The following is a 20,726-nucleotide window of genomic DNA, read 5'->3' on the forward strand; positions in this document are numbered from 1 at the left end:
TTCCCATAATAAAGCGAAAATAACTATAGTTGGCTAGTCATCTTCTCTACATTTATTATAAGACGAGAATCATTACTAAAAGAACCCTCTAAAAACTTTCTCAAATTCATTTAGTGCGTTAATTAGATTATAATTAACTATTTTAACACCGCCAGAAAAATATAGACGGTGTTAAAAATAGTCGTTTATTATTCACTTACTAATAATTAAGCACTCTCCCCGTTTGATTATACCTTAAATGTTTTTATAATAAATAACCGTAGCATCTAACTTTCCATTCAGAGAAATTGCATACCCTGGTATTGTTCCAACTTCTTGGTAGTCTAGTGATTTGTACAATTTATTGGAAGGATCTCCTTCTCTTGTATCTAATACTAAAAGAGACCTGTTTTCTTGCTTTGCTCGTTCCTCTGCTTTTTGCATAAGCGCTCGTCCAATACCGTTACGTCTAAAGTTTGGATGAGTCATTAATTTGCAAATCTCAGCTCTATGAATTCCGTTAGGCTTTGTAACTAACTGTAATTGAATACTCCCTGCTACTTCGTTGTTTATTTTAGCCACATACAATATCACTTCTGGCGCTAATACTGTTTGCCAATACTTTGTTGCATCTTTTTGTTCCAGTGGAGGCAAAAAACCAATTGATGCCCCATCATTTACAACCATTTTCAAAAGTTTCGAAAGTTCTTCTATATCATTTTCTAGTTTCTTAATTTCTTCAATTACTAAATTTCGCATTACTTTTCCCCCTTTTGTTTCATTGTAACAATTTTTAAAGAAGGAATAATGAAATAATAAGAGGAATTTATAGTAAGATATGATTTTTTGTGAAAGGATAACGATATGAAATATATATTAGATAGAACATACGCAAAAGAATTACTCGAATGGGCATATGAACAAAACCCGGGCCCTTGGTTTGAACATTCACTACATGTTGCTCATGCAACTGAAAACATAATTATAGAACTTATAAAAAAAGGGTACAAGCTAGATGCTGACATAGCATATAACGCTGCCCTTTTGCATGATATCGGAAGATACAAAGGTTTTACCAAATCGGTCATTCATTCCTATGATGGTTATATGTATATGAATGATTTAGGGTATACAGGAAACGCTGTTATTTGTGTGACACACTCATTCCCATGCAAAAATGAACATATAGATATCGCAGCGGAATGGAGTCTCGTTCCTGACCATATGAGAAGCCGGTTAGTTGAAATATTAAATGAACATTGTAACTACGACTTATACAATAAAGTAATTACTCTTTGTGACGCTCTTGCTGATGCGGATGGCTTTACTACGCTGGAAAGAAGATTAATTTCTGTTGGTTTGCGTCATGGTACAACATCTCATACATCTTTACATTGGAAAGGGTTTTATGCGATTAAGAAAGAATTAGAAGCTTTAATCGGTAAGAGTATATACACAGTTCTTCCTGATGTAGAAAAATCTATTTATGAAGATATAGAATATTAAAGTAAATACAAATTGAAAACGATAAAATTTGTATTTATGTTTCTAAAAGACTCTTTCAAAAATGGAGGGATTTCTTATTAGTAAAATAGGATTTGACTTGATAAACCTTGAGGGGAATTTTGAATTTGGATATGAAGATATAAAAAAGATTTCTATGAGATGTAAATTTTCTAACTGTTCACATACAAACGAACCAAACTGCGCGGTTAAAAGAGCTATCTCTGACGGTGCTCTTTCTGAAGAAGTAGTTAACAGTTACTATAGAGATTTTAATGAGGCACATTATGTTTCTAAACAGAAAAATAAAACAAAAGCCATTGATTATATGAAGCAATTGAAGCTTTTTACAAAACCTTAAAATTAAATAAATAGTTGTTATTTCTCATGCCTACTAAATTTAAAATTCTCCCATTATTGTATAACCATAAATTGAACCCATCCTAGATAATTTTTATACTCAAATTTAACTTCACATAAAAAACGTTTAAACTAATAAAGTTAAACGTTTTTTTATTCAATGCTTTTTGATTTTTCAGTTCTGTTAAACACTCTTGCACTAAAGTTACCGCTTGACTCATCGCAGCTCCGCCAGCAAATGCTGCTGAAACACCACATGCTTCCAGAATCTCTTTATCCGAACATCCTTGATCAAGACAACCTTTTGTATGATAAATTGTACAATACTCATCTTGCGTTGCTAAACTAATTCCTAATGCAATAAGTTGCTTTTCTCTTTTTGTTAAAGCACCCTCTTGAAAACAAGCTTGCGTGAAAGCATTATATGTCTCAGCGATTTCAGGAATTTGATTTGTAAAACTACCTATACCTTCTTTATAATGATGTAGAATATCATTTATCGAACTATGTTGCTCATGTTCCATCTTATTCCCTCCAGTCATATTATCCATACCTATTGTAGTATGTGATGAAATGGAGGTAATATACCTTCTTTTAAATTAAGAATTTTCAGTTAATTTAAGTTATAATTTTAAATTATCATCTACAATAACTTTTTCACTAGAACTTTTTCTTTCAACCTCTTTACTTCTTTCTTCCCAAAATGTTAATCCTTCAATCCCCACATTTTTAGGATTAAATACTGGATCTTTCCCTTCTTTTTTCTGCGTTTCATAATCTTTTAACACTTTTAATGCGGTTTTACTTAAAAGTAAGATTGCGATTAAGTTTAACCATGCCATACTACCGATTCCTAAATCTCCAAGATTCCATAAAAGCGACGCTGATTCAACGCTACCGATGTAAACCATAATTAAAAATCCAAATTTTAAAACTGGTTTTAACCAGCCATACTTCAGTTGACGATCTAAATAAGTAAGTGTTGTTTCAGCGATATAGTAGTAAGCGAGTAACGTTGTAAATGCAAAAAAGAAAATCGCAATTGAAATAAATATTGGACCAAACCCTGTTATCACAGTTTCAACTGCTTGTTGTGTATAAATTGGACCAGCTTCCACATTTCCTATGTTTTGTACAATGGTGGTTTTCCCTTCAGGTATAACATTGTACATACCTGTTATTAAAATCATAAGAGCTGTCGCTGTACATACGACAATTGTATCGATATATACGGAAAACGCTTGAACTAATCCTTGTTTTGCGGGATGCGATACTTCAGCAGCCGCCGAACTATACGTCGCTTCTCCGACACCAGCAACGTTTGAAAATACAGCGCGTTTTACGCCCCATGCAATAGCTGCACCAACAATTCCACCAAACATTTCATTTACACCAAATGCGCTAGAGAAAATTAAAGCAAACATACTTGGAATCTCCGTTACATTCGCAATTAATATGATACATGTAACAATTACATAACCAATTGCCATAAATGGAACAAGCATTTGAGAAACGCCAGCAATTCTCTTTACACCACCAAAAATAATTGCTGCTAGTAACAAGACTAAAAATATACCAGTTATATATTTGCTAATACCATTAGAGTTTTCAAATCCAACTGCGATACTACTAGATTGAATACCTGGTAATAAAACGCCATATGAAAGTGTTACAACTACTGCTACAATGACTGCAAACCATTTCATTTTCAAACCTTTCTCAATGAAATATGGAGTACCGCCGCGATATTCATTCCCTATTTTACTTTTGTATACTTGAGATAATGTTGATTCTACAAACGCGCTCGCTGCCCCTAACAAAGCCATTACCCACATCCAAAATACAGCTCCAGGACCGCCGAAAGCAATTGCTGTCGCTACCCCTGCAATATTACCAATTCCAACTCTTCCTGATAAGGCTAAACAAAATGCCTGAAAAGATGATATTCCCGTCTCTGAACTCTTTCCTTCAAATAATAGTTTAATCATCTCTTTAAAATAACGGATTTGCAAAAAGCGTGTTGCAATCGTGAAATATACGCCTGCCCCTAATGCAAAAACAACTAAACCGATACTCCACACTTGCCCTACTAACCATTCTACTAAATTCTCCATCCAAATCCCCCTTATCATTCTTTTGAAAAGCAATTTTGTATATAAAAAAACGGACAACTATTATCAAACTTTCTAGTTGTCCGCATCTTTCATTATTTCATCCCTCAATTTTTATCAGTAAAACGCCCTATTACTTTATATTTACCCAAACACTTTTCACTTCTGTATAATTATCAAGCGCATATGAACCTAATTCGCGGCCAATACCAGATTGTTTATATCCACCAAATGGTGCAGCTGCATTTTCTAAGTTATAATCATTAATCCATACTGTTCCTGCTTTTAATTTATTTGCCACTTGATGACCCGTTTTGATATTTTGCGTCCATACACCCGCAGCAAGGCCATAGGATGAGTTGTTCGCTCGTTCAATTACTTCTTCTGTCGAATCAAATGGCAGAACAACAACAACTGGTCCAAATATTTCTTCCTTAACGATTGTCATATCGTCTGTAACGTCTGTGAATACAGTTGGCTTAACGAAATAACCCTTTTCAAGTGCACGTTCACCACCAGCCGCAACTGTAGCGCCTTCTTTCTTCCCTTGCTCAATGTAATTTAACACACGCTCTTGTTGTTTCTTAGATACGAGTGGACCCATTTCCGTTTCTTTCTCCATACCTGCTCCAAGTTTTACGTTGTTCGCCATTTTCACAAGTGCATCTACTACAGTTTCATAATGTTTACGATGAACAAACACACGTGATCCTGCGCTACAATTTTGACCGTGATTATACATAATACCTTGGAATGCACCATTAATCGCTTCTTCCAAGTCCGCATCTTCTAAAATGATATTTGGTGATTTTCCGCCAAGCTCTAACGTTACATGCTTAATCATTTCTGCAGACTGACGCATAATGTACTTTCCTGTAACAGTAGATCCTGTAAAAGCAACTTTATCAATGTCGTGATGATTTACAATTGCAGCCCCTGCTTCAGGACCAAAGCCTGGTACAAAGTTTACAACGCCGTTTGGAAATCCAGCCTCTTTAAAGAGTTTCGCTGCATATAGTAAAGATAAAGGCGTTTGCTCTGCTGGCTTTAATACAATCGTACAACCTGTCGCCAGTGCAGCTCCCATTTTCCAAGAAGACATAACAAGCGGAAAATTCCACGGAATAATTTGTCCTACAACACCAACAGGTTCATGTCTCGTATAATTTAAGTAATCTTTTGAAATCGGGATTGTTTGCCCAATAATTTTTGTAGTCCATCCTGCGTAATAACGATAATTTTCTACAGTCGCTGAAATATCATCATCAAGTGCTACTTGATATGGCTTTCCATTATCTAAAGCTTCTAGTTGCGCTAATTCTTCTCTATGTTCTTCAATTAAATCTGCTAATTTATAAATAAGATGCGCTCTTTCAGCAGTAGTCATTTCTGCCCACGGGCCAGATTCAAATGCAGATCTTGCCGCTTTTACTGCAGCATCAATATCCTCTTCTTGCGCTTCACATACGACAGCTAGAACATCTTCTGTTGCTGGATTGTACGTTTCAAACGTCTTTCCGCCAATAGCAGAAACAAATTCGCCATTAATAAACATTTTAATTTCTTCATTTAAAAACGCTTCCACTTTTGGTTTCAGCTCAATATTTGTCTTTAACATTATGTCCTCCTCCTTATTTAAACAGCTGCATGAGCTGCAATATTTGATAAAATCGTTTGAAGCTTTTGATCTTCTTCTACAGTTAACCCTAGTCTTGGATAGCGAGAAGGTCCTCCCGCTTGCCCATGTAATTCCATAGAACGTTTAACGATTTGAACATATTTCCCTGATCCTTCAAGAAACTCGCAAAGTGGTAAAATAGCATCGTTTATTTCCCACGCCTTTTCTAATTCACCATTTTGAAAATGCTCATACATTTTTGTAACGAGACCGGGAACGATATTTCCTGCTACTGAAACCCATCCCGAGGCACCAACTAAATATGATTCCATAACTAAATCTTCAGAACCACAGAAGACTTGGAAAGCCCCTTCACTTTGTCTTACTAAATCTCTCGCTTTTCGAATATCTCCGCTAGATTCTTTAATATGTGTAACATTTTCACACTCTTTTCCAATACGGAGCATTAGCTCTGTACTCATATCAACACCAGAAGTAAATGGATTATTGTATAACATAATTGGTATATTTACAGAGTTTGAGATTTCTTTAAAATGAAAATAAATCTCCTCTTCCTTCGGTTTACAATAGTAAGAGTTTATAATTAATGCACAATCCGCTCCGTGTGCTTCTGCATGCTTCGTATATTCAATTGTTTCTTTCGTCGTTTCCGCAGCAGTTCCAACAATAACTGGAATACGGCCATCAATTTCTTTCAAAACGGTTTCTACCATTTTAAATCGCTCTTCTTTTGATAAACTTACAAATTCTCCTGTACTTCCATTAATGATGATACCTGCAACGTTTTGTTCGATAAAGTAATTTACATTTTGCTTTACCCCATCCCAATTAATTTCCTGAAATTCATCCATCGGTGTTATTAATACTGGGAATGCCCCTTTAATTTTTTGCATATTTATCTCTCCTTATCACATTTTATTTTAATAAGAAACCTGCCGGAAATGGATCCGTAGGGTCTAATAGAAACGTCTGCATCCCTGTAATAAATCCTCTACTTTCAAAACGGAAAATGTATCCTAGTTCCTCCTTCTTCACTTTTTCCACAGTTATAAAACTATTAAATATACTTTCATTTTTAAAAGGTTTATCCGCCATATAATCATTTTTAAATAACGCATGAACATAGGATACAATAGTAGAAACAAAACCTGGCGAACGTACGATAAAGTTATCTTCATGAAATGTAATCGATTTTATATGGTTCTTTTCTTTTTGCGAAGGATCTACTAAAATAAGCCTTTTTATTAGCGACTGTTTTTGTATAGCCTGCAGTGTAGCTTCTCCCCATCTTTTCAATTCAGAAATGTTTTCCATGCGAATTTCTGGCGAATACGCACCTTTTTCTACAACTGCATATACTTTATCTGCTTGTATAAGAGAATAACTTACATTACCAACCTGTAAATTTTTCTCAATCATATAGCATAGTTTGCTTTCAAACGAAACCGATATAACTTCATCATTCTCTACATACGCATGAACTAAAAATATTCCACATAACGTTTCAATTTTGTATTGATTGGACTCTCTCTTTTTTAAATACCCACTTTCGAGTAACATCGTTATTACCGCAACAATGCCCCCATAATGAAGCGGAACCGAACCTTCATGATTAAAAAATAATACAGCTGCATCCACTTCATTATGGATAGATGGAACGACAATACACCCATTCAAACCGATAAAACCACGTGGTTCATTTAATAAAAGCTTCATCTCTTCTGCTAATTCACCCGAAAATTGTTCATTTAATTGCTCCAAACTGTAGTAGTATTTGCATGGTACGTCTTTCATTACACGAAATGCCTCGCCATTTACATGTACGTCTACTGCTGTATACATTTTTTGAATGTTCATTTTATATCCTCCGTTTCATGTTCCATCGGCGGAATTAGCAAAAATCCTTCTTTAAGTGGATCCATTTCATTGTAAAAAAATCTATGCATACCCATAAGCCAAGCTGATCCCGTAATTTTCGTTATGACAGCTTCAATATTTTCAACATGTGTCGTATTCATGACATATCCTTTAAATAAAGAACCAACGATACTCTCATGAATGAACTCTTCACCAATTTCGATTCCTTTCTGAGCGTATAATACAGCTAGCTTCGCAGATGTTCCTGTACCGCATGGAGATCGATCTATTCCGCCTGGTGGTACAACAACTGTATTTTTCACATGCGCACATTCATGAGTAGGATCTGTATAAAATTCAACATGTGTTAATCCTCTTATAAACGAATACTCTGGATGAGTGATTTCAAACTTCTCATTAATTGTGTTTCTTATATGAATCGCCTTATCGATGATTGTAGATGCATTTTCTGGTACTAATTCTAGATCTACTGATTTCGCATCAATAATGGCATAAAAATTCCCTCCATACGCAATATCAGCTTCTATAGTTCCAATGTCTTTCACTTGTACAGTAATATTTTTTAATAAAAAAGCTGGTATGTTACAGAAAGATACTTCTTTTGCTTTTCCATCTTGAACAGCAATATCTACTTCAACTAAGCCAGCCGGTGTATCTAGTTTTAAAGAAGTAATCGGTTCAACTACCGGAATTAAACCTGATTCAACTAACGCTGTACATACACCGATTGTATCGTGACCACACATCGGTAAATATCCACCTGTCTCTATGTATATAACACCTATATCAGCCTCAGGATGACACGGGTCTGTTAATAATGCCCCTGACATTACATCATGACCACGCGGTTCATTCATTAACAATTTTCGAATCCAATCATACTCCTTTTTCATATGTAACATCTTCTCTGCCATCGTCTCTCCAATCAACTTTGGAAGTCCACTAATTAATGTCCTCGTTGGATTCCCACCCGTATGTGTATCAATTGTCGTAAAGACTCTTTGTGACTTCATCCGTTTAACACCCTTTCTGTAAAACGACTCAAACGAAGTGGTTCAATAGGAATAATTGTCTCTTTTTCATTTAATAACTCTTCAATTACTTTCCCAGTAACTGCTGCAAGACTAATCCCATCCCCTTCATGCCCAGCGGCAATGAAATAATTTGGAATATGTTCCACTCGTGAAATAATCGGTAAATGATCTTCTGTCCACGGACGTAAACCAGCGTAAGAACGAATTACCATCATATCTGCCATTTTCGGATAAAAGCGAATCGCTCTATTTGCAATACATTTAATGACTTCATTGTTTATTCTCGTATGAAACCCTACAAATTCACGGCTACTTCCAATTAAGAAATTTTGACTTTCAGTAGGCTCAAATACGAGCGCAACCCCGTATTTTTCAGTTAAAGCATCTACTTTTCGTTTTCCGCCAAATTTAGAAATTAAATAACCGAATTCCATTACTTTACGGCACCCTACGTGTTGTTGTCTTGATGCTACAATAATATGCCCTTTTCTCGGTTCAATTGGTATATTTACATTTAACATCTGACCAATCTTAGGAGCCCACACACCCGCTGCATTTACAACTTGTTGTGCTGTAAAAGTTCCATTCGTAGTTTCTACAACAAATGAACCATCCGTCTCTATTTCCATACTCTTTACTTCCGTCTGCTTAAAAGCTTTTGCGCCAAACTTTTGTGCCTCTGACAGAAGCGAGAAAGCAAGGAGATATGGATTCACAGTTGAATCCGTCGCACATTCTAAACCGCCTAATAAATCATCAGCAAAAAAAGGCGACTCTTCCCTTATATCTTGCCTATCAAGCATTCGAAACGGTAATCCAGCTTCTTTTTGCCGATTTACCCATTGCTGCGCAGCTTCCATCTCTTCGTCTGACTCACATACGAGAATACTTCCTGGTGCCCTATATTCAAATGAATGCTCTAATTCTTCACTTAAATCAGTTACTAATTTTTGACTTACTAAAGACATTTGACTATCAAATCCCGGGTCTTTATCAATGGCCAAAATATTCCCATCACACCGTGAAGACGTCCCGCTGACAAATTCCCCTTTTTCAATGATTGTTACGTCTCTTCCGTATTTTGAAGTGTAATAAGCGATAGAACACCCTATTATTCCACCACCTATAATTAAAACGTCGCAGTGCCTCACAATATACTCCTCCTTTCCTAGCCCTCTCACTTTCTTTTTATGCAATTGACGTGCCAATTCTGTACATATACAATTTTTATAAATAATATTTTTATTTGTAAAAATATTTTAAATTCATAGTAAATAGGTGTATTATTTTTTTATCACTGTCAAAATTTTTATACATAACAGGAGGACATTATGGAATTCTCATTTCCGACTATACAAGAATTTTTGGAAAGCGTTTTAATCAATCATACATGTAGCCTTGATCGCATTAAGAAAATAAACGAAAGGTTTTATTACCTCCCTTCTACTACAGAAGAATATAATTGCGCAATTATTTATGTAGATGACTCATTCACTGCATTAATTGACGCTTTTTCTTATGAATTAGCTGTTATCATCCTTAACGAAAACGATGAGCCGATATGCTGTATAACTTCTCAGCAAATGATTCCATTTCTTTATAAGTCCTACAATGAACTACAGTCATTTTATGACACTGTAATACAAACAACTGACTCTTCTGTTACAGTAATTGATAGTAAAGAATGCGTTCGAACTTGGACAGATGGTGCTGAAAAAATATTTTCAGTCAACCATAATGAGATTATTGGGCAACCGATTACTCGTTTTTTTGATTATAAAGACTTGGAAATTTTACAATCTTTACATGATGGAAAAAGCATAGTCGCTCAGTTCCATCAGCCTCGTCCCGATTTATTCGTATTAATTAATTCAAATCCAGTTTATTGTAATGATGAAATTATAGGAGCAGTCGTTTCAGAAACAGATGTTACAAATCAAGTCGCTTTAAATGAAAAACTATTTAATATGTCACATGAAATGCACCGTTTAGAACAAGAAGTGGCAAAGTATAAAGATGAATCCGATCCATTCCTTGCGATGAATGGAAAAAGTCCTGTTATACAAAGAACGATACAATTAGCTAGAAAAGTTTGTTCGGTGAAATCAACTGTTTTAATACTTGGGGAAAGCGGAGTTGGAAAAGAAGTATTTGCTAAAGCAATTCATGAAGCAAGTGAAGCAGCGAAGGCGCCTTTCATTTCGATTAACTGCGGGGCAATTCCAGAAGCATTATTTGAAAGTGAATTATTCGGTTACGAGCGTGGGGCGTTTTCTGGAGCAAATAGTAAAGGAAAAAAAGGTAAAATTGAACTCGCGCAAGGCGGTACTTTATTTCTTGATGAAATAGGTGAAATGCCACTTGATATGCAAGTAAAACTGTTACGTGTACTGCAAGAGCGAAAGTATTACCGAGTTGGTGGTGAAAAAGAAATTAATATTGATTTCCGTATTATCGCTGCTACAAATCGTGATTTACAAGAAGAAATGAGAAAAGGAACTTTCCGAGAAGATTTATATTACCGCTTAAATGTAGTTAGCTTGCAGATTCCACCGCTGCGCGAAAGACGCGAGGATATTATTGAATTAACCTATTCTTTCTTAAACGATTTTTCAATCAACTATAACAGACCAATTCGTGACTTACCTTCAAGCATTATGCATGAACTGCTTCATTACAATTGGCCAGGTAATATTCGCGAACTTCGAAATGTTGTTGAACGGCTTGTGGTATTCGCAACAGACGGAATTATAAAACAAGAATATTTACCATTTCATACGACTGAAACTTTAGACAACCATACAGCCCATTCCCTATTACTCAGCAACAATAATACAATCCTTTCTTTACAAGAAGAGATGGATGAGCATGAGAAAAAAGTTATTGAAAGGGCTTTACGAATTTTAAATGGGAATAAATTAGAATGCGCAAAACAACTTGGTGTAACAAGGGCTACTTTATATAACCGTTTAAAGAAACTTGGACTTCAATAAAGAATCAGTATGCACCGATCAGGCGTTTACAGGTAGCCCTCTCTCCCTCCTCTATATTGGCATGATTTTTGCATATATAATTTGTGAAAACCGAACTAGAGGAGGAATACACATGACAAATAAAAACAACTTAATCGTTTGTCGTTGTGAAGAGGTTACATATGGGCAACTTCAATCGACAATTGCTGAATATAACTGCTCGGCAAGAGAATTAAAACTAAGAACACGTGCTGGCATGGGATTTTGCGGTGGTCGCACATGCAGAATAATGATAGATCGAATGATTGAAAATGCGAATCCTGACGTAACTCTTAATGAACTACCGTTAAAATATCAACCACCAATACGTGCAGTTACTTTTGGATCGGTAGGTGAAAGTAAATGAGTAGAATTACACATCACCCTATTTTAGGTACTTTACAAAGTAGTGAGCGTATTACCTTTCAATTTAACGGTCATCAATACGGAGCATATGAACATGAAACGATAGCTGCTGCCCTGTTAGCAAATGGAATACGGACATTAAGAGTTCATGAAGATAGCGGAACACCGCGAAGTATTTATTGTAATATCGGGCACTGTTCCGAATGCCGCATGACAGTAAATAATCAAACAAATGTACGCGCATGCTTAACTGTTGTAGAAGAAAACATGATTGTTGAAAGCGGGAAACAGCATCCGAATATCGTGAGAGAGATGGTGAAAAAACGATGAGTGATGTAATTATTATTGGTGCAGGGCCAGCGGGATTATCTGCTTCTATTTCTTGTGCTCGTTTCGGACTAAAAGTGCTCGTTATTGATGAATTTATGAAGCCAGGCGGGAGATTGTTAGGACAGTTGCATCAAGAGCCTACTGGAGAATGGTGGAACGGAATAAAAGAATCGAAGCGACTTCATGAAGAAGCAGAATCACTTTCAGTACATATCAGGTGCGGTGTTTCGGTCTATAATTTAGATAGAGATGAAAACAATTGGTTTGTACATACTAATATCGGTACGTTAGAAGCACCTTTCGTACTACTTGCTACTGGAGCTGCGGAATATTCTATTCCCCTTCCTGGCTGGACACTTCCAGGAGTGATGTCAATTGGAGCAGCTCAAGTTATGACAAATGTTCATCGCGTGCAAGTTAGGAAAAAAAGGAATTATTATTGGTGCTAACATTTTGTCTTTCGCCATTTTAAGTGAATTGCAATTAGCGGGAATTACAGTGGATCATATTGTACTCCCTGAGAAAAGCGAGTTAAGTCAAAAAGCTGGTGAACCTGAAGAAGTTTTAAACTCTCTTTTAAATGCAGCTCACCTCGCTCCTTCTGCTTTCTTGCGAATAGGTAGCCACTTTATGAAATTTGATTGGATTCGAAAAGCTGGATTAACATTCTATCCAAACAACGGAATGAAAATAAACGGAACGCCACTTCACCTTCGGAAAGCAGCTCTTGAAATTATCGGAACAGATCAAGTTAAAGGTGTACGTATTGCTAATATTGACTCTAAAGGAAATGTTATTAATGGATCAGAGAAAATATATGAAGCAGATTTTGTTTGTATTGCCGGAGGATTATACCCACTTGCCGAACTTGCAGCTGTAGCTGGTTGTCCCTTCCATTACATTTCAGAATTAGGCGGACACGTTCCTCTCCATTCCGAAACAATGGAAACCCCTCTTCCTGGTTTATTTGTAGCCGGCAATATTACAGGCATTGAAAGCGGAAAAATTGCGATGGCGCAAGGAACAGTTGCAGGTCTATCTATTGCTAAATATGCAAGCAAAAAACGTGATATAGTCGACCAACAATTATCTCACGCCATTCAAAACGTTCACTTTGTTCGTCAGAAAGCTGCAATTCAGTTTAATCCGATGGTAGATATCGGTAGACGAAAGATGAATGAAATTTGGCGTGATTACTCATCTACATATGCACATACTAAAAAGAGCTGCTGAGATTATTCTCAACAGCTCTCTTCCCTACTCATCTGAGTTATTAATTTTCGCTAATGCGTAAATGCCTTCTTCATCATCTAATTCAAGTTGTAATCTCGCTGCGAATGGATTGACATTATATTCTCTGTCAAGCAATAAGCGTAAAGCTTCGATTAAGTTTGCTTGAATTAAAATTTGCTGGCGACCATTTACCTCTACTTCCGCAGAGAAACCGTAGTCGTCATCATACATGAGTTCAACTAATACTTCTTCTGGACCCACTTGTCTTTTTTCAGCGATATATATACAAAGCGCATTTATAAGCTCTTGTTCAGAAATTTTTATTGTTTCCATGCTACTTCATCTGCCTTCTTCTTACGTTGGTCTTTGAAGTATTTAAATGCACGAACTGCTAACATTACGATACCAGCCATTACTAACATATTTACCATAAACGCTAATACAGAACCAAGAGCTCCCATATTTGCAAATAAGCTACCCATTAGTAAACCACCAAGACCACCTAGTAATAAACCTTTCATAAAGCTTCCTTTATTACTTTTTGGTGCCGTGTTTGTTGCTTTCGTTTTTGAATCTGGAGTCGTTTTTTGAGAATTTACATTTGAGTCTTTTTTGTTTAAATCCACTTTTGACTTTTGACCTGAACTTGGTGTAAATGATTTTTTACCAGATTTGTAACTTTTCGCTGCTGCATGATCTACGAACATAAAGCTACTAGCCCCAAAGATAACCATGAATGCTGTCATTACTGCTACAAGTTTTTTCAACATATTATATCCATTCTCCTTTTATATAGATATATGTGAAATCTATCTTTCTAGTAAATTCAGAATGATAGATTTGTTTTTAAGAACATTTTAAAGGTTCTTATGAACTTATTATATGAACTTTTGTCGAAATATGCAAGTATTATTTACTTTCAACAGTTTGGTGACAAAGGAAAAATTAAGCAAAACAGAATTGACTTTAAATGAAACAAAACATATTATAAGTTCATAAGAACTTTTTATTATTTTGGAGGTGAAAAGATGGAAACATTTCATCTCACACGAAACGAAATGGCTACCCTTCTTCTATCACTAAGAGGATGGAATACGAAAAAGCCTCTCGGTATTTTACAAGAAGCTTGGGCAAAGTCACATAAAAAAGATATTGAAAGCGGACAAAGCGTTACAGCTTTTATTACTACCGCACTTTCACCTATTTTTGAAAAACTGATTAAAATTGACGATACTGATGTCGGTTTTTCTTTAAATGAAATAGTTGCGCTTGGCAATCAGATTGAAAACACAAGTTTCTCTGTAACTGCTATGCAAAACTGGGTGAAACGAGATATAAAAGAAATGATTGGCTCTCCTCAAAAAGGGAAAAAATATTCAATTGAACAAGCAGCCTTACTATTTATTGTCGAAGATTTAAAAACAGCACTTGATTTTGAATCCATTCGTAAGCTATTACGCCTTATTGTAAATGATCCAGCTGATCGAAGTGATGATTTAATCAATCCTGTTCATTTATATGTAGCATACTCTTCTCTATTTGAAGAACTCAATCAAGGGAATTGCTTACAACTAAATGCAACAGATACAGTTCATACAATTGAAAACATCGTAAAAGAAAAAGCTGATAAAATTGCAAGCAAGTTCGATCAAATTAATAACGAACAACGCGAAGCAATTCGTAACGCTATTATCATTGCAACCCTTTCTGTACATACCGCTTATGTACAAATGTTAGCAAAGCGTTACGTAACAGCAACTTTATTTTTACAGAACTTAGATGTGAAGCCTTAAAAAAACAAGCATCCCCCCGTCATATACCTAGGACGGGGGGATGCTTGTTTTCAATCAATATAAAATACAAAAATCATTTTACATCTAAGTTTCATTATAAAATAACTCTTGATTATGTATTATGTAAAAATCATTACTAACCTAACATTCAACAATGTTCATTTCTTTCTATTAAATTCCTATCAGATTTTCTCGATAAACTTAATTACTTCATCTTTATAATTATATTTGTCATTAATTTCTTGTAATAATTCAATATCATGCGTATGAGTTTTTCCTGTCTCTAACAGCTCACGATATAAATCAATGTAAGGAAGATTTTTATTCATGGCATTTTTATATTCCTTTTCTACATCGTAAAAAACCTTTTTAAACCTCACATCAGTAATCCCTGCCTCATCAATTTCAAGAATTGCATACTGAGCACGCAAGTCAGAGTTTAGCTTATTCCACTTGTAAAAAGGTTGTCCAACTGTTCCTGGGTTAATAATTAATTGATCATTGCTACTATAGCGCAACAATTGATGGTGGGTATGAGCGTAAATCGCAATATCATAATCACGATCAAATAGCCGATCAAACTGTTCCTGATTATTAGTGGGCCACAAATCTCCTCCGTAATTTTTATTTTGTAGATTATGACTAATACTGATTGATAAATCATTAACCTGTTTTGTTATATGTAATGGTAAATTTTTAACATGCTTAATATAGTTTTCATCCAGGTTTTCACATTGATACTGAACTAATCTAGAAACATAAATATCAGTTGCGTTATCAATATCAATATTTTTATTAAGAACGTCAAGAAAACTATCTTCCCAGTTTCCTTGTACATAAGTATCAACGTTAATACTTTCTAATATTTCAAACAAATCATTCGATCCAGGACCAGGCATAATTAAATCTCCTAAAAACCAATAATCAGTCACACCTTCTTTCATAGAATCTTCGATAACTGCTTCTAAAGCAGTTGCATTTCCATGTACATCTGCCAGTACAGCAATTTTATGTTTCATGTATTTTATTCCCTCCTCTAAATTTACGTTTCCATCTCATTCATTTTTTATTTTCGAACCAAATCAAATTGAATAGGCATATTCTTTTTTAGGCAATTTTACTATCTCTTGAATGAAATTTGATTTCTCTAAAATGTCCTCTAACTGCCCCTCACTATGGACGTAAATACCACCTGCATATGAACTGTACGCCTTTTTCTCAGTTATTATCGCTAAATTGTTATTTTCCTTTTTAAAATCACCCTCCACTCCTTTTTGAAATGATAAACTTTTAGTTGGTGAAACATAAAGTTGAATTAAAGATACTATTTCAACATCATCTGATTTTGCAAAGCACTGTATTTCATTTAAAATCATTTCATCTTGTAACAGAAGAAAGTCTTCTACTTCTAACTTCTCTCCTTTATGAAAGAAGTTTTGAAGTCCAGGAGTATAGAACGAAAGATTTTTCTCCTCTATCATTTTAAAAATTGTTTGCAGCAATACGTCTTTTCCTATCACAAACGGGTGGCCAAATCCATTATTGTAAAGCCCTTCTTTCATTTTCATTAATTGTTCGATGAAGGGGATTCCCGATTCTTCAATAACAAGTTTACCGTCAATTAAACGCATGTTAGCAATCAATTCTTCTATCTGTAAACCTTCTAATTCAAGCGACGAGTAATATAAATCTCTATTCCAAAAATCTAATTGATCCATTCCTAATGAATTAAATAAGAGCTCATCTATAATTGGAAAAACTCCATCTTCTGTTAAAGCTTTCGTTACATCATCTAATAATCTAGGTGTTTGATTTAAAATCGTACGTATTTCTTCGTCCTCTTGAATGATTCGTACCGTCCACTCACCATGATCTTCACCCGATATTTGCTGAAAACAATGTGAATATGGCCCATGTCCAACATCGTGTAGAAGGGCTACAGTAGATACTAGCTTTCGTTCATATTTCGATAAATGTATGTCACCAATCTCAGTAAGATGTTCTATCACTTTATTTACTAGCACATATACACCTATCGAATGTTCTTCTCTTGTATGTATTGCGTTCTCATGTAAAAAATAAGTATGTCCTTGTTGTTTAATATCCGTCAACCTTTGAAATGCTTTTGTATCTATCAATCGAAGGATATCTCTATCACGAATAGAGATTGGTCCATAAATCGGATCTGTAATATACATACGTTCTCCTCCTATTTTTGTAAATGAAAGACCTATATCATTATACTTAATTTTCAGTCTATTATCATTGATATATGAGAAATTTTTAATAATCTTTTCATTAACCCTTCATGAAAACGTAGCTTATATACTTTACTATAATACTTATGAGAGACATAAAAGAATTGAAATAGCAATCCCCTATGTAAATAAGGTATAATCTATATATAGTGAACCTTTTACGTAATTAAATAAAAGGTTCTTATACTCAAAAATTCATAAACTAGAAGGTGCAACAATGTTAAGTAGTTTTATTCATTCAGTATTAACGTTTTTTGAAGGATTAGGTTATTGGGGCATTATGCTTGGACTTATGATTGAGATTATCCCAAGTGAAATTGTCCTTGCTTATGCAGGATACTTAGTATTCAATGGAAGTATCTCATTTATAGGCGCAGTTGTATTCGGTACAATTGGCGGTGTTATTGCCCAAATCTTTATTTATTGGCTTGGACGATACGGCGGACGCCCTATATTAGAACGTTATGGAAAATATATTTTCATACATAAAAAACAAATAGATGCTGCAGAAGATTGGTTTAATCGTTACGGAACTGGCGTCATTTTTACAGCACGCTTCATTCCAGTAGTGCGTCATGCGATTTCAATTCCTGCTGGTATTACAAAAATGCCTTTACTACGTTTCACTACATTAACAGCACTTGCGATTATCCCTTGGTCTATTATTTTCATTTATTTAGGTGAAAAACTAGGTGAAAATTGGGAAAATATTAACGATATTGCTGGTCCTTATGTGAAATCATTCGCAATTGGTGGCGTCGTACTTATACTTTTATACTTCGTTATAAAAAAATGGACAAAAAAGCGTAAAAATCTTGCTTAAGAATATAAAAAAGCCGCTATAAATTCAGAATTATAGCGGTTTTTTATTTATATTAATCTTCAGGAATTATATAACACCTTTCCATCTACATTTACATGGATAAGCAACCGTTTGATCATTTCTTTCGTATATTATCTCAAAAAGGAGTGATTCCCCTATGCATTGGCAGCAAAAAATACCATACTTAATCAGACGCCCTATCGGTATTTCCTTCATAAATGGGCAAGGAACTTCTGGTGTATTATGTTCAGCTCATGATGGTCAATTATATGTGTATGAATACCTTTATCAATCCCAGTTCGCAATGAAACATTATGATTATAGACAGATTCAAGATATACATGCATTCCCAAATTGTCCTCACCAAAATCCTCTATACTAAAAAAATCGGAACGGCTCATAGCCATTCCGATTTCTATACTTTATTTCTCAGAATTAAATTTATGCACTGCTTCATCAAAATAAATCCAACCTTTCCAGCCCAAATGAATCGTATCTTTTAAGAAATACTTATCATATTCATGACCAGAGAAATCAACTACTGGATATCCTGCTTTCTCAACCTGTTCTCGAACTTTTTTATAATACACTTCACGGCGTTCTTTCGGGAATCCAGTATAATCATACCAAGGCCCATTTACAGGTACAGAAATAAAGAGTGGTTTGACATTTTTCTCTTTAAATAAATCTAAAATAATTTGTAAATCATCATATTCTGGTGATTCATCATATGTTTCATTTGCTCTAAAGTTTTTTAAACCTTTTAGTTTTTTCTTCAGATTATTCTTATGATAATACGGATTTTCAATTCCGAATGTATTTGTAGTAGACTCAGCTTTCCCTTCTTGTTCCGCGTGTTTACGTGCATCTTCCCAAGAAATTGAACGAAGTCCGATATTTGTTTTCTCTTTCATCGGTTCGATTTTAAATAAAGAGTTAAATAAATCTCTATGATCTAAAATATTTCGATGCATATAAGCAAGTGGTTTAGCTAAACCTGCTTTTATGTTATGTTTTGTATCATTATATACAATACCTTCTAATGAATTTTTTAATATATCATCTTCTTGAACAACTTTATAATCTAATAGCCGTTTCGCGATTTGCTTCTTCATTTCTGGATTTATCTCATCATTAAAAATAAAATGATATGCTTGTTGTTTGGAGAAATTATTAGTGAAATCCCCTTGTGAGACACCAGTCTTTGTAAACCATTGTGGTGAAAGAACAAAGACTACTTTTTTACCTTCTAATTCATCCATAGTAGATGTCATATTTAAAATATGAGCTAAGCTTTGTGTACCGCCAGTTCCAATTAAAAACGGTGTAAAACCAGCTGGATTTACTTTGAAATAATTAGACGGATGATATGCATCCATTCGTAAAAATTCTGATGAACCGTACATCGGTAAATACTGTGAATTCTCTAACATTTTTTGCTGTAAGAAAACACTTTGTAATTTCTCTTTTTGTAAAGAAGTTGCCGCATCTTCTACCTTCTTATCACTAATAAGCGATACTAAACTTTTCGATGGGATTAGAATGATAATGAAAAAAAGCACACACGCTAAAATTATAGGACCAAAAGCATGCTTCATTTTCATCTTCTGTCCCTCTTTCTATCGTTATTAAATTGTAACCCTTGTTTTTGACACGTCATCTTTTCTCTCCTTTGTCTCTATACATGTTCCATTCTATTTATCTATTATATACATGTATGTATTTCCTTCCTTGTTCTATTAAGCCCTATATAAATAGCGCAAGAAAATGTTTCCATAGAAACATGTTAATTATACAAGATTCTACATAAATTTCACACTGGAATTTTAGTAATAATTTTATTTTTTAACAATGAAAAAATATATGAAATGTCTAGAATTCTTTGGATGATGTATGGAGTTCAAAATATGATAATAAGCGCCCGCTATGATCAACTTCATGAGTATATATAAACCCGAGCTTTCGTAAAAGTTTTTTCGAGCTCTCATTTGCTACTTTAACTCTAGCAATTATTCTTGTTACATTCAAAGTCTCTATTGCATATTTAATGGAAGCCTCTGCTGCTTCTAATGCATACCCATTCCTCCAATGTTCTGGGTCAAGAAGATACATAATTTCTATTTCACCTGTTTCATCTACCTTTCTTAAACCACAATGTCCTAAAAGCTTTCCTGTTTCACTATTAAATAACAACCATACCCCGAAGTCATACTGTTCCCAATGTAAGATAAGTTGCCCAATATAATCATTTGTTTCTTCCTTCGACATTCCTCTTGATTTAGCCAGCCATTTGCCAACAGTATCTTTTTTTAATATGTTATAAAACTGATCAATATCTTCTACAATTGGTTTCCTCATAAATAATCTTTTTGTATAAATTACTTTCTCTTCTTCAAACATAGACATCA

At 34.7% G+C, this 20,726-nt stretch carries 21 protein-coding genes and 2 pseudogenes; 9 read left to right on the plus strand and 14 right to left on the minus strand.

The features are described from left to right. Positions 1-234 precede the first annotated feature (234 nt). On the minus strand, positions 235-738 hold the full coding sequence (locus tag HMPREF1014_RS14095; protein ID WP_001245248.1) for a GNAT family N-acetyltransferase: 504 nt from the start codon (positions 736-738) through the stop codon (positions 235-237). Positions 739-843: 105 nt separating this feature from the next. Here HMPREF1014_RS14095 and HMPREF1014_RS14100 point away from each other — a divergent pair, with 105 nt between their 5' ends. Together HMPREF1014_RS14100 and HMPREF1014_RS14105 are read left to right on the plus strand one after the other, a co-directional pair. Beyond that, the gene (locus HMPREF1014_RS14100; RefSeq protein WP_000874109.1) at positions 844-1,485 is read left to right on the plus strand and encodes an HD domain-containing protein; all 642 of its coding nucleotides are present in this window, start codon (positions 844-846) and stop codon (positions 1,483-1,485) included. A 61-nt stretch (positions 1,486-1,546) separates the two neighbouring features. Beyond that, on the plus strand, positions 1,547-1,843 hold the full coding sequence (locus HMPREF1014_RS14105; protein ID WP_000398281.1) for a putative GTPase: 297 nt from the start codon (positions 1,547-1,549) through the stop codon (positions 1,841-1,843). 163 nt (positions 1,844-2,006) lie between these two features. Here HMPREF1014_RS14105 and HMPREF1014_RS14110 read toward each other — a convergent pair. The 7 genes and pseudogenes from HMPREF1014_RS14110 to HMPREF1014_RS14140 form a co-directional block, all read right to left on the minus strand. After that, positions 2,007-2,393, minus strand: a pseudogene (locus HMPREF1014_RS14110) (carboxymuconolactone decarboxylase family protein); the annotation flags it as partial. 72 nt (positions 2,394-2,465) lie between these two features. Further along, entirely contained in the window at positions 2,466-3,956 is a 1,491-nt protein-coding gene (locus HMPREF1014_RS14115; RefSeq protein WP_000429512.1) for an alanine/glycine:cation symporter family protein, read from the minus strand. A gap of 130 nt (positions 3,957-4,086) precedes the next feature. Beyond that, positions 4,087-5,571, minus strand: coding sequence for an aldehyde dehydrogenase family protein (locus tag HMPREF1014_RS14120; protein ID WP_000920976.1), 1,485 nt, complete (start codon positions 5,569-5,571; stop codon positions 4,087-4,089). A 17-nt stretch (positions 5,572-5,588) separates the two neighbouring features. Continuing rightward, the gene (dapA, locus tag HMPREF1014_RS14125; RefSeq protein ID WP_001169465.1) at positions 5,589-6,485 is read right to left on the minus strand and encodes a 4-hydroxy-tetrahydrodipicolinate synthase; all 897 of its coding nucleotides are present in this window, start codon (positions 6,483-6,485) and stop codon (positions 5,589-5,591) included. Between the two features lie 22 nt (positions 6,486-6,507). Next, a complete protein-coding gene (locus HMPREF1014_RS14130) occupies positions 6,508-7,449 on the minus strand; it encodes a proline racemase family protein (RefSeq protein ID WP_001025566.1) in 942 nt (313 codons plus the stop codon). After that, positions 7,446-8,483: a proline racemase family protein gene (locus HMPREF1014_RS14135; protein WP_000842050.1), complete on the minus strand. Its 1,038-nt coding sequence runs from the start codon at positions 8,481-8,483 to the stop codon at positions 7,446-7,448. The genes HMPREF1014_RS14130 and HMPREF1014_RS14135 overlap by 4 nt, the downstream gene beginning before the upstream one ends. Continuing rightward, positions 8,480-9,655: an NAD(P)/FAD-dependent oxidoreductase gene (locus HMPREF1014_RS14140; protein ID WP_001215260.1), complete on the minus strand. Its 1,176-nt coding sequence runs from the start codon at positions 9,653-9,655 to the stop codon at positions 8,480-8,482. The genes HMPREF1014_RS14135 and HMPREF1014_RS14140 overlap by 4 nt, the downstream gene beginning before the upstream one ends. Positions 9,656-9,835: 180 nt before the next feature. On the opposite strand from HMPREF1014_RS14140, the gene HMPREF1014_RS14145 reads away from it, so the two are divergent. From HMPREF1014_RS14145 to HMPREF1014_RS14160, 4 genes and pseudogenes are all read left to right on the plus strand, one after another. Next, the gene (locus tag HMPREF1014_RS14145) at positions 9,836-11,497 is read left to right on the plus strand and encodes a sigma-54 interaction domain-containing protein (RefSeq protein WP_000395824.1); all 1,662 of its coding nucleotides are present in this window, start codon (positions 9,836-9,838) and stop codon (positions 11,495-11,497) included. Positions 11,498-11,609: 112 nt separating this feature from the next. Continuing rightward, complete coding sequence (locus HMPREF1014_RS14150; protein ID WP_000182619.1) at positions 11,610-11,882, plus strand: (2Fe-2S)-binding protein; 273 nt, start codon at positions 11,610-11,612, stop codon at positions 11,880-11,882. Further along, the gene (locus tag HMPREF1014_RS14155; RefSeq protein ID WP_000087068.1) at positions 11,879-12,211 is read left to right on the plus strand and encodes a (2Fe-2S)-binding protein; all 333 of its coding nucleotides are present in this window, start codon (positions 11,879-11,881) and stop codon (positions 12,209-12,211) included. Before HMPREF1014_RS14150 ends, HMPREF1014_RS14155 begins: the two co-directional genes overlap by 4 nt. Further along, positions 12,208-13,444: pseudogene (locus HMPREF1014_RS14160) on the plus strand (NAD(P)/FAD-dependent oxidoreductase). Before HMPREF1014_RS14155 ends, HMPREF1014_RS14160 begins: the two are co-directional and overlap by 4 nt. Positions 13,445-13,468: 24 nt before the next feature. On the opposite strand, the gene HMPREF1014_RS14165 reads toward HMPREF1014_RS14160, so the two are convergent. Together HMPREF1014_RS14165 and HMPREF1014_RS14170 are read right to left on the minus strand one after the other, a co-directional pair. Then, positions 13,469-13,777, minus strand: coding sequence for a YxcD family protein (locus tag HMPREF1014_RS14165; RefSeq protein WP_000447748.1), 309 nt, complete (start codon positions 13,775-13,777; stop codon positions 13,469-13,471). Then, complete coding sequence (locus HMPREF1014_RS14170) at positions 13,765-14,214, minus strand: hypothetical protein (protein ID WP_000914478.1); 450 nt, start codon at positions 14,212-14,214, stop codon at positions 13,765-13,767. The genes HMPREF1014_RS14165 and HMPREF1014_RS14170 overlap by 13 nt, the downstream gene beginning before the upstream one ends. Before the next feature lie 258 nt (positions 14,215-14,472). Here HMPREF1014_RS14170 and HMPREF1014_RS14175 point away from each other — a divergent pair, with 258 nt between their 5' ends. Continuing rightward, on the plus strand, positions 14,473-15,237 hold the full coding sequence (locus HMPREF1014_RS14175; RefSeq protein ID WP_000447231.1) for a DUF1836 domain-containing protein: 765 nt from the start codon (positions 14,473-14,475) through the stop codon (positions 15,235-15,237). 182 nt (positions 15,238-15,419) lie between these two features. Here HMPREF1014_RS14175 and HMPREF1014_RS14180 read toward each other — a convergent pair whose 3' ends face one another. Beyond that, a complete protein-coding gene (locus HMPREF1014_RS14180; RefSeq protein ID WP_000680861.1) occupies positions 15,420-16,256 on the minus strand; it encodes a metallophosphoesterase family protein in 837 nt (278 codons plus the stop codon). A 63-nt stretch (positions 16,257-16,319) separates the two neighbouring features. Further along, complete coding sequence (locus HMPREF1014_RS14185) at positions 16,320-17,435, minus strand: HD domain-containing protein (protein ID WP_000275997.1); 1,116 nt, start codon at positions 17,433-17,435, stop codon at positions 16,320-16,322. Positions 17,436-17,712: 277 nt separating this feature from the next. On the opposite strand from HMPREF1014_RS14185, the gene uptA reads away from it, so the two are divergent. Together uptA and HMPREF1014_RS14195 are read left to right on the plus strand one after the other, a co-directional pair. Next, positions 17,713-18,318: an undecaprenyl phosphate transporter UptA gene (gene uptA / locus HMPREF1014_RS14190; RefSeq protein ID WP_000952913.1), complete on the plus strand. Its 606-nt coding sequence runs from the start codon at positions 17,713-17,715 to the stop codon at positions 18,316-18,318. A gap of 157 nt (positions 18,319-18,475) precedes the next feature. Then, complete coding sequence (locus HMPREF1014_RS14195; RefSeq protein WP_000558699.1) at positions 18,476-18,700, plus strand: hypothetical protein; 225 nt, start codon at positions 18,476-18,478, stop codon at positions 18,698-18,700. 40 nt (positions 18,701-18,740) lie between these two features. Here the strand turns inward: HMPREF1014_RS14195 and dltD are convergent, their stop codons facing one another. Beyond that, positions 18,741-19,922: a D-alanyl-lipoteichoic acid biosynthesis protein DltD gene (gene dltD, locus HMPREF1014_RS14200; protein WP_000782299.1), complete on the minus strand. Its 1,182-nt coding sequence runs from the start codon at positions 19,920-19,922 to the stop codon at positions 18,741-18,743. Between the two features lie 268 nt (positions 19,923-20,190). Continuing rightward, positions 20,191-20,724 (minus strand): GNAT family N-acetyltransferase, encoded by a 534-nt coding sequence (locus tag HMPREF1014_RS14205; RefSeq protein ID WP_000061613.1) that lies wholly within the window; start codon positions 20,722-20,724, stop codon positions 20,191-20,193. Positions 20,725-20,726 lie beyond the last annotated feature (2 nt).

The sequence above is a fragment of the Bacillus sp. 7_6_55CFAA_CT2 genome (assembly GCF_000238655.1).
Lineage (GTDB): Bacteria > Bacillota > Bacilli > Bacillales > Bacillaceae_G > Bacillus_A > Bacillus_A cereus.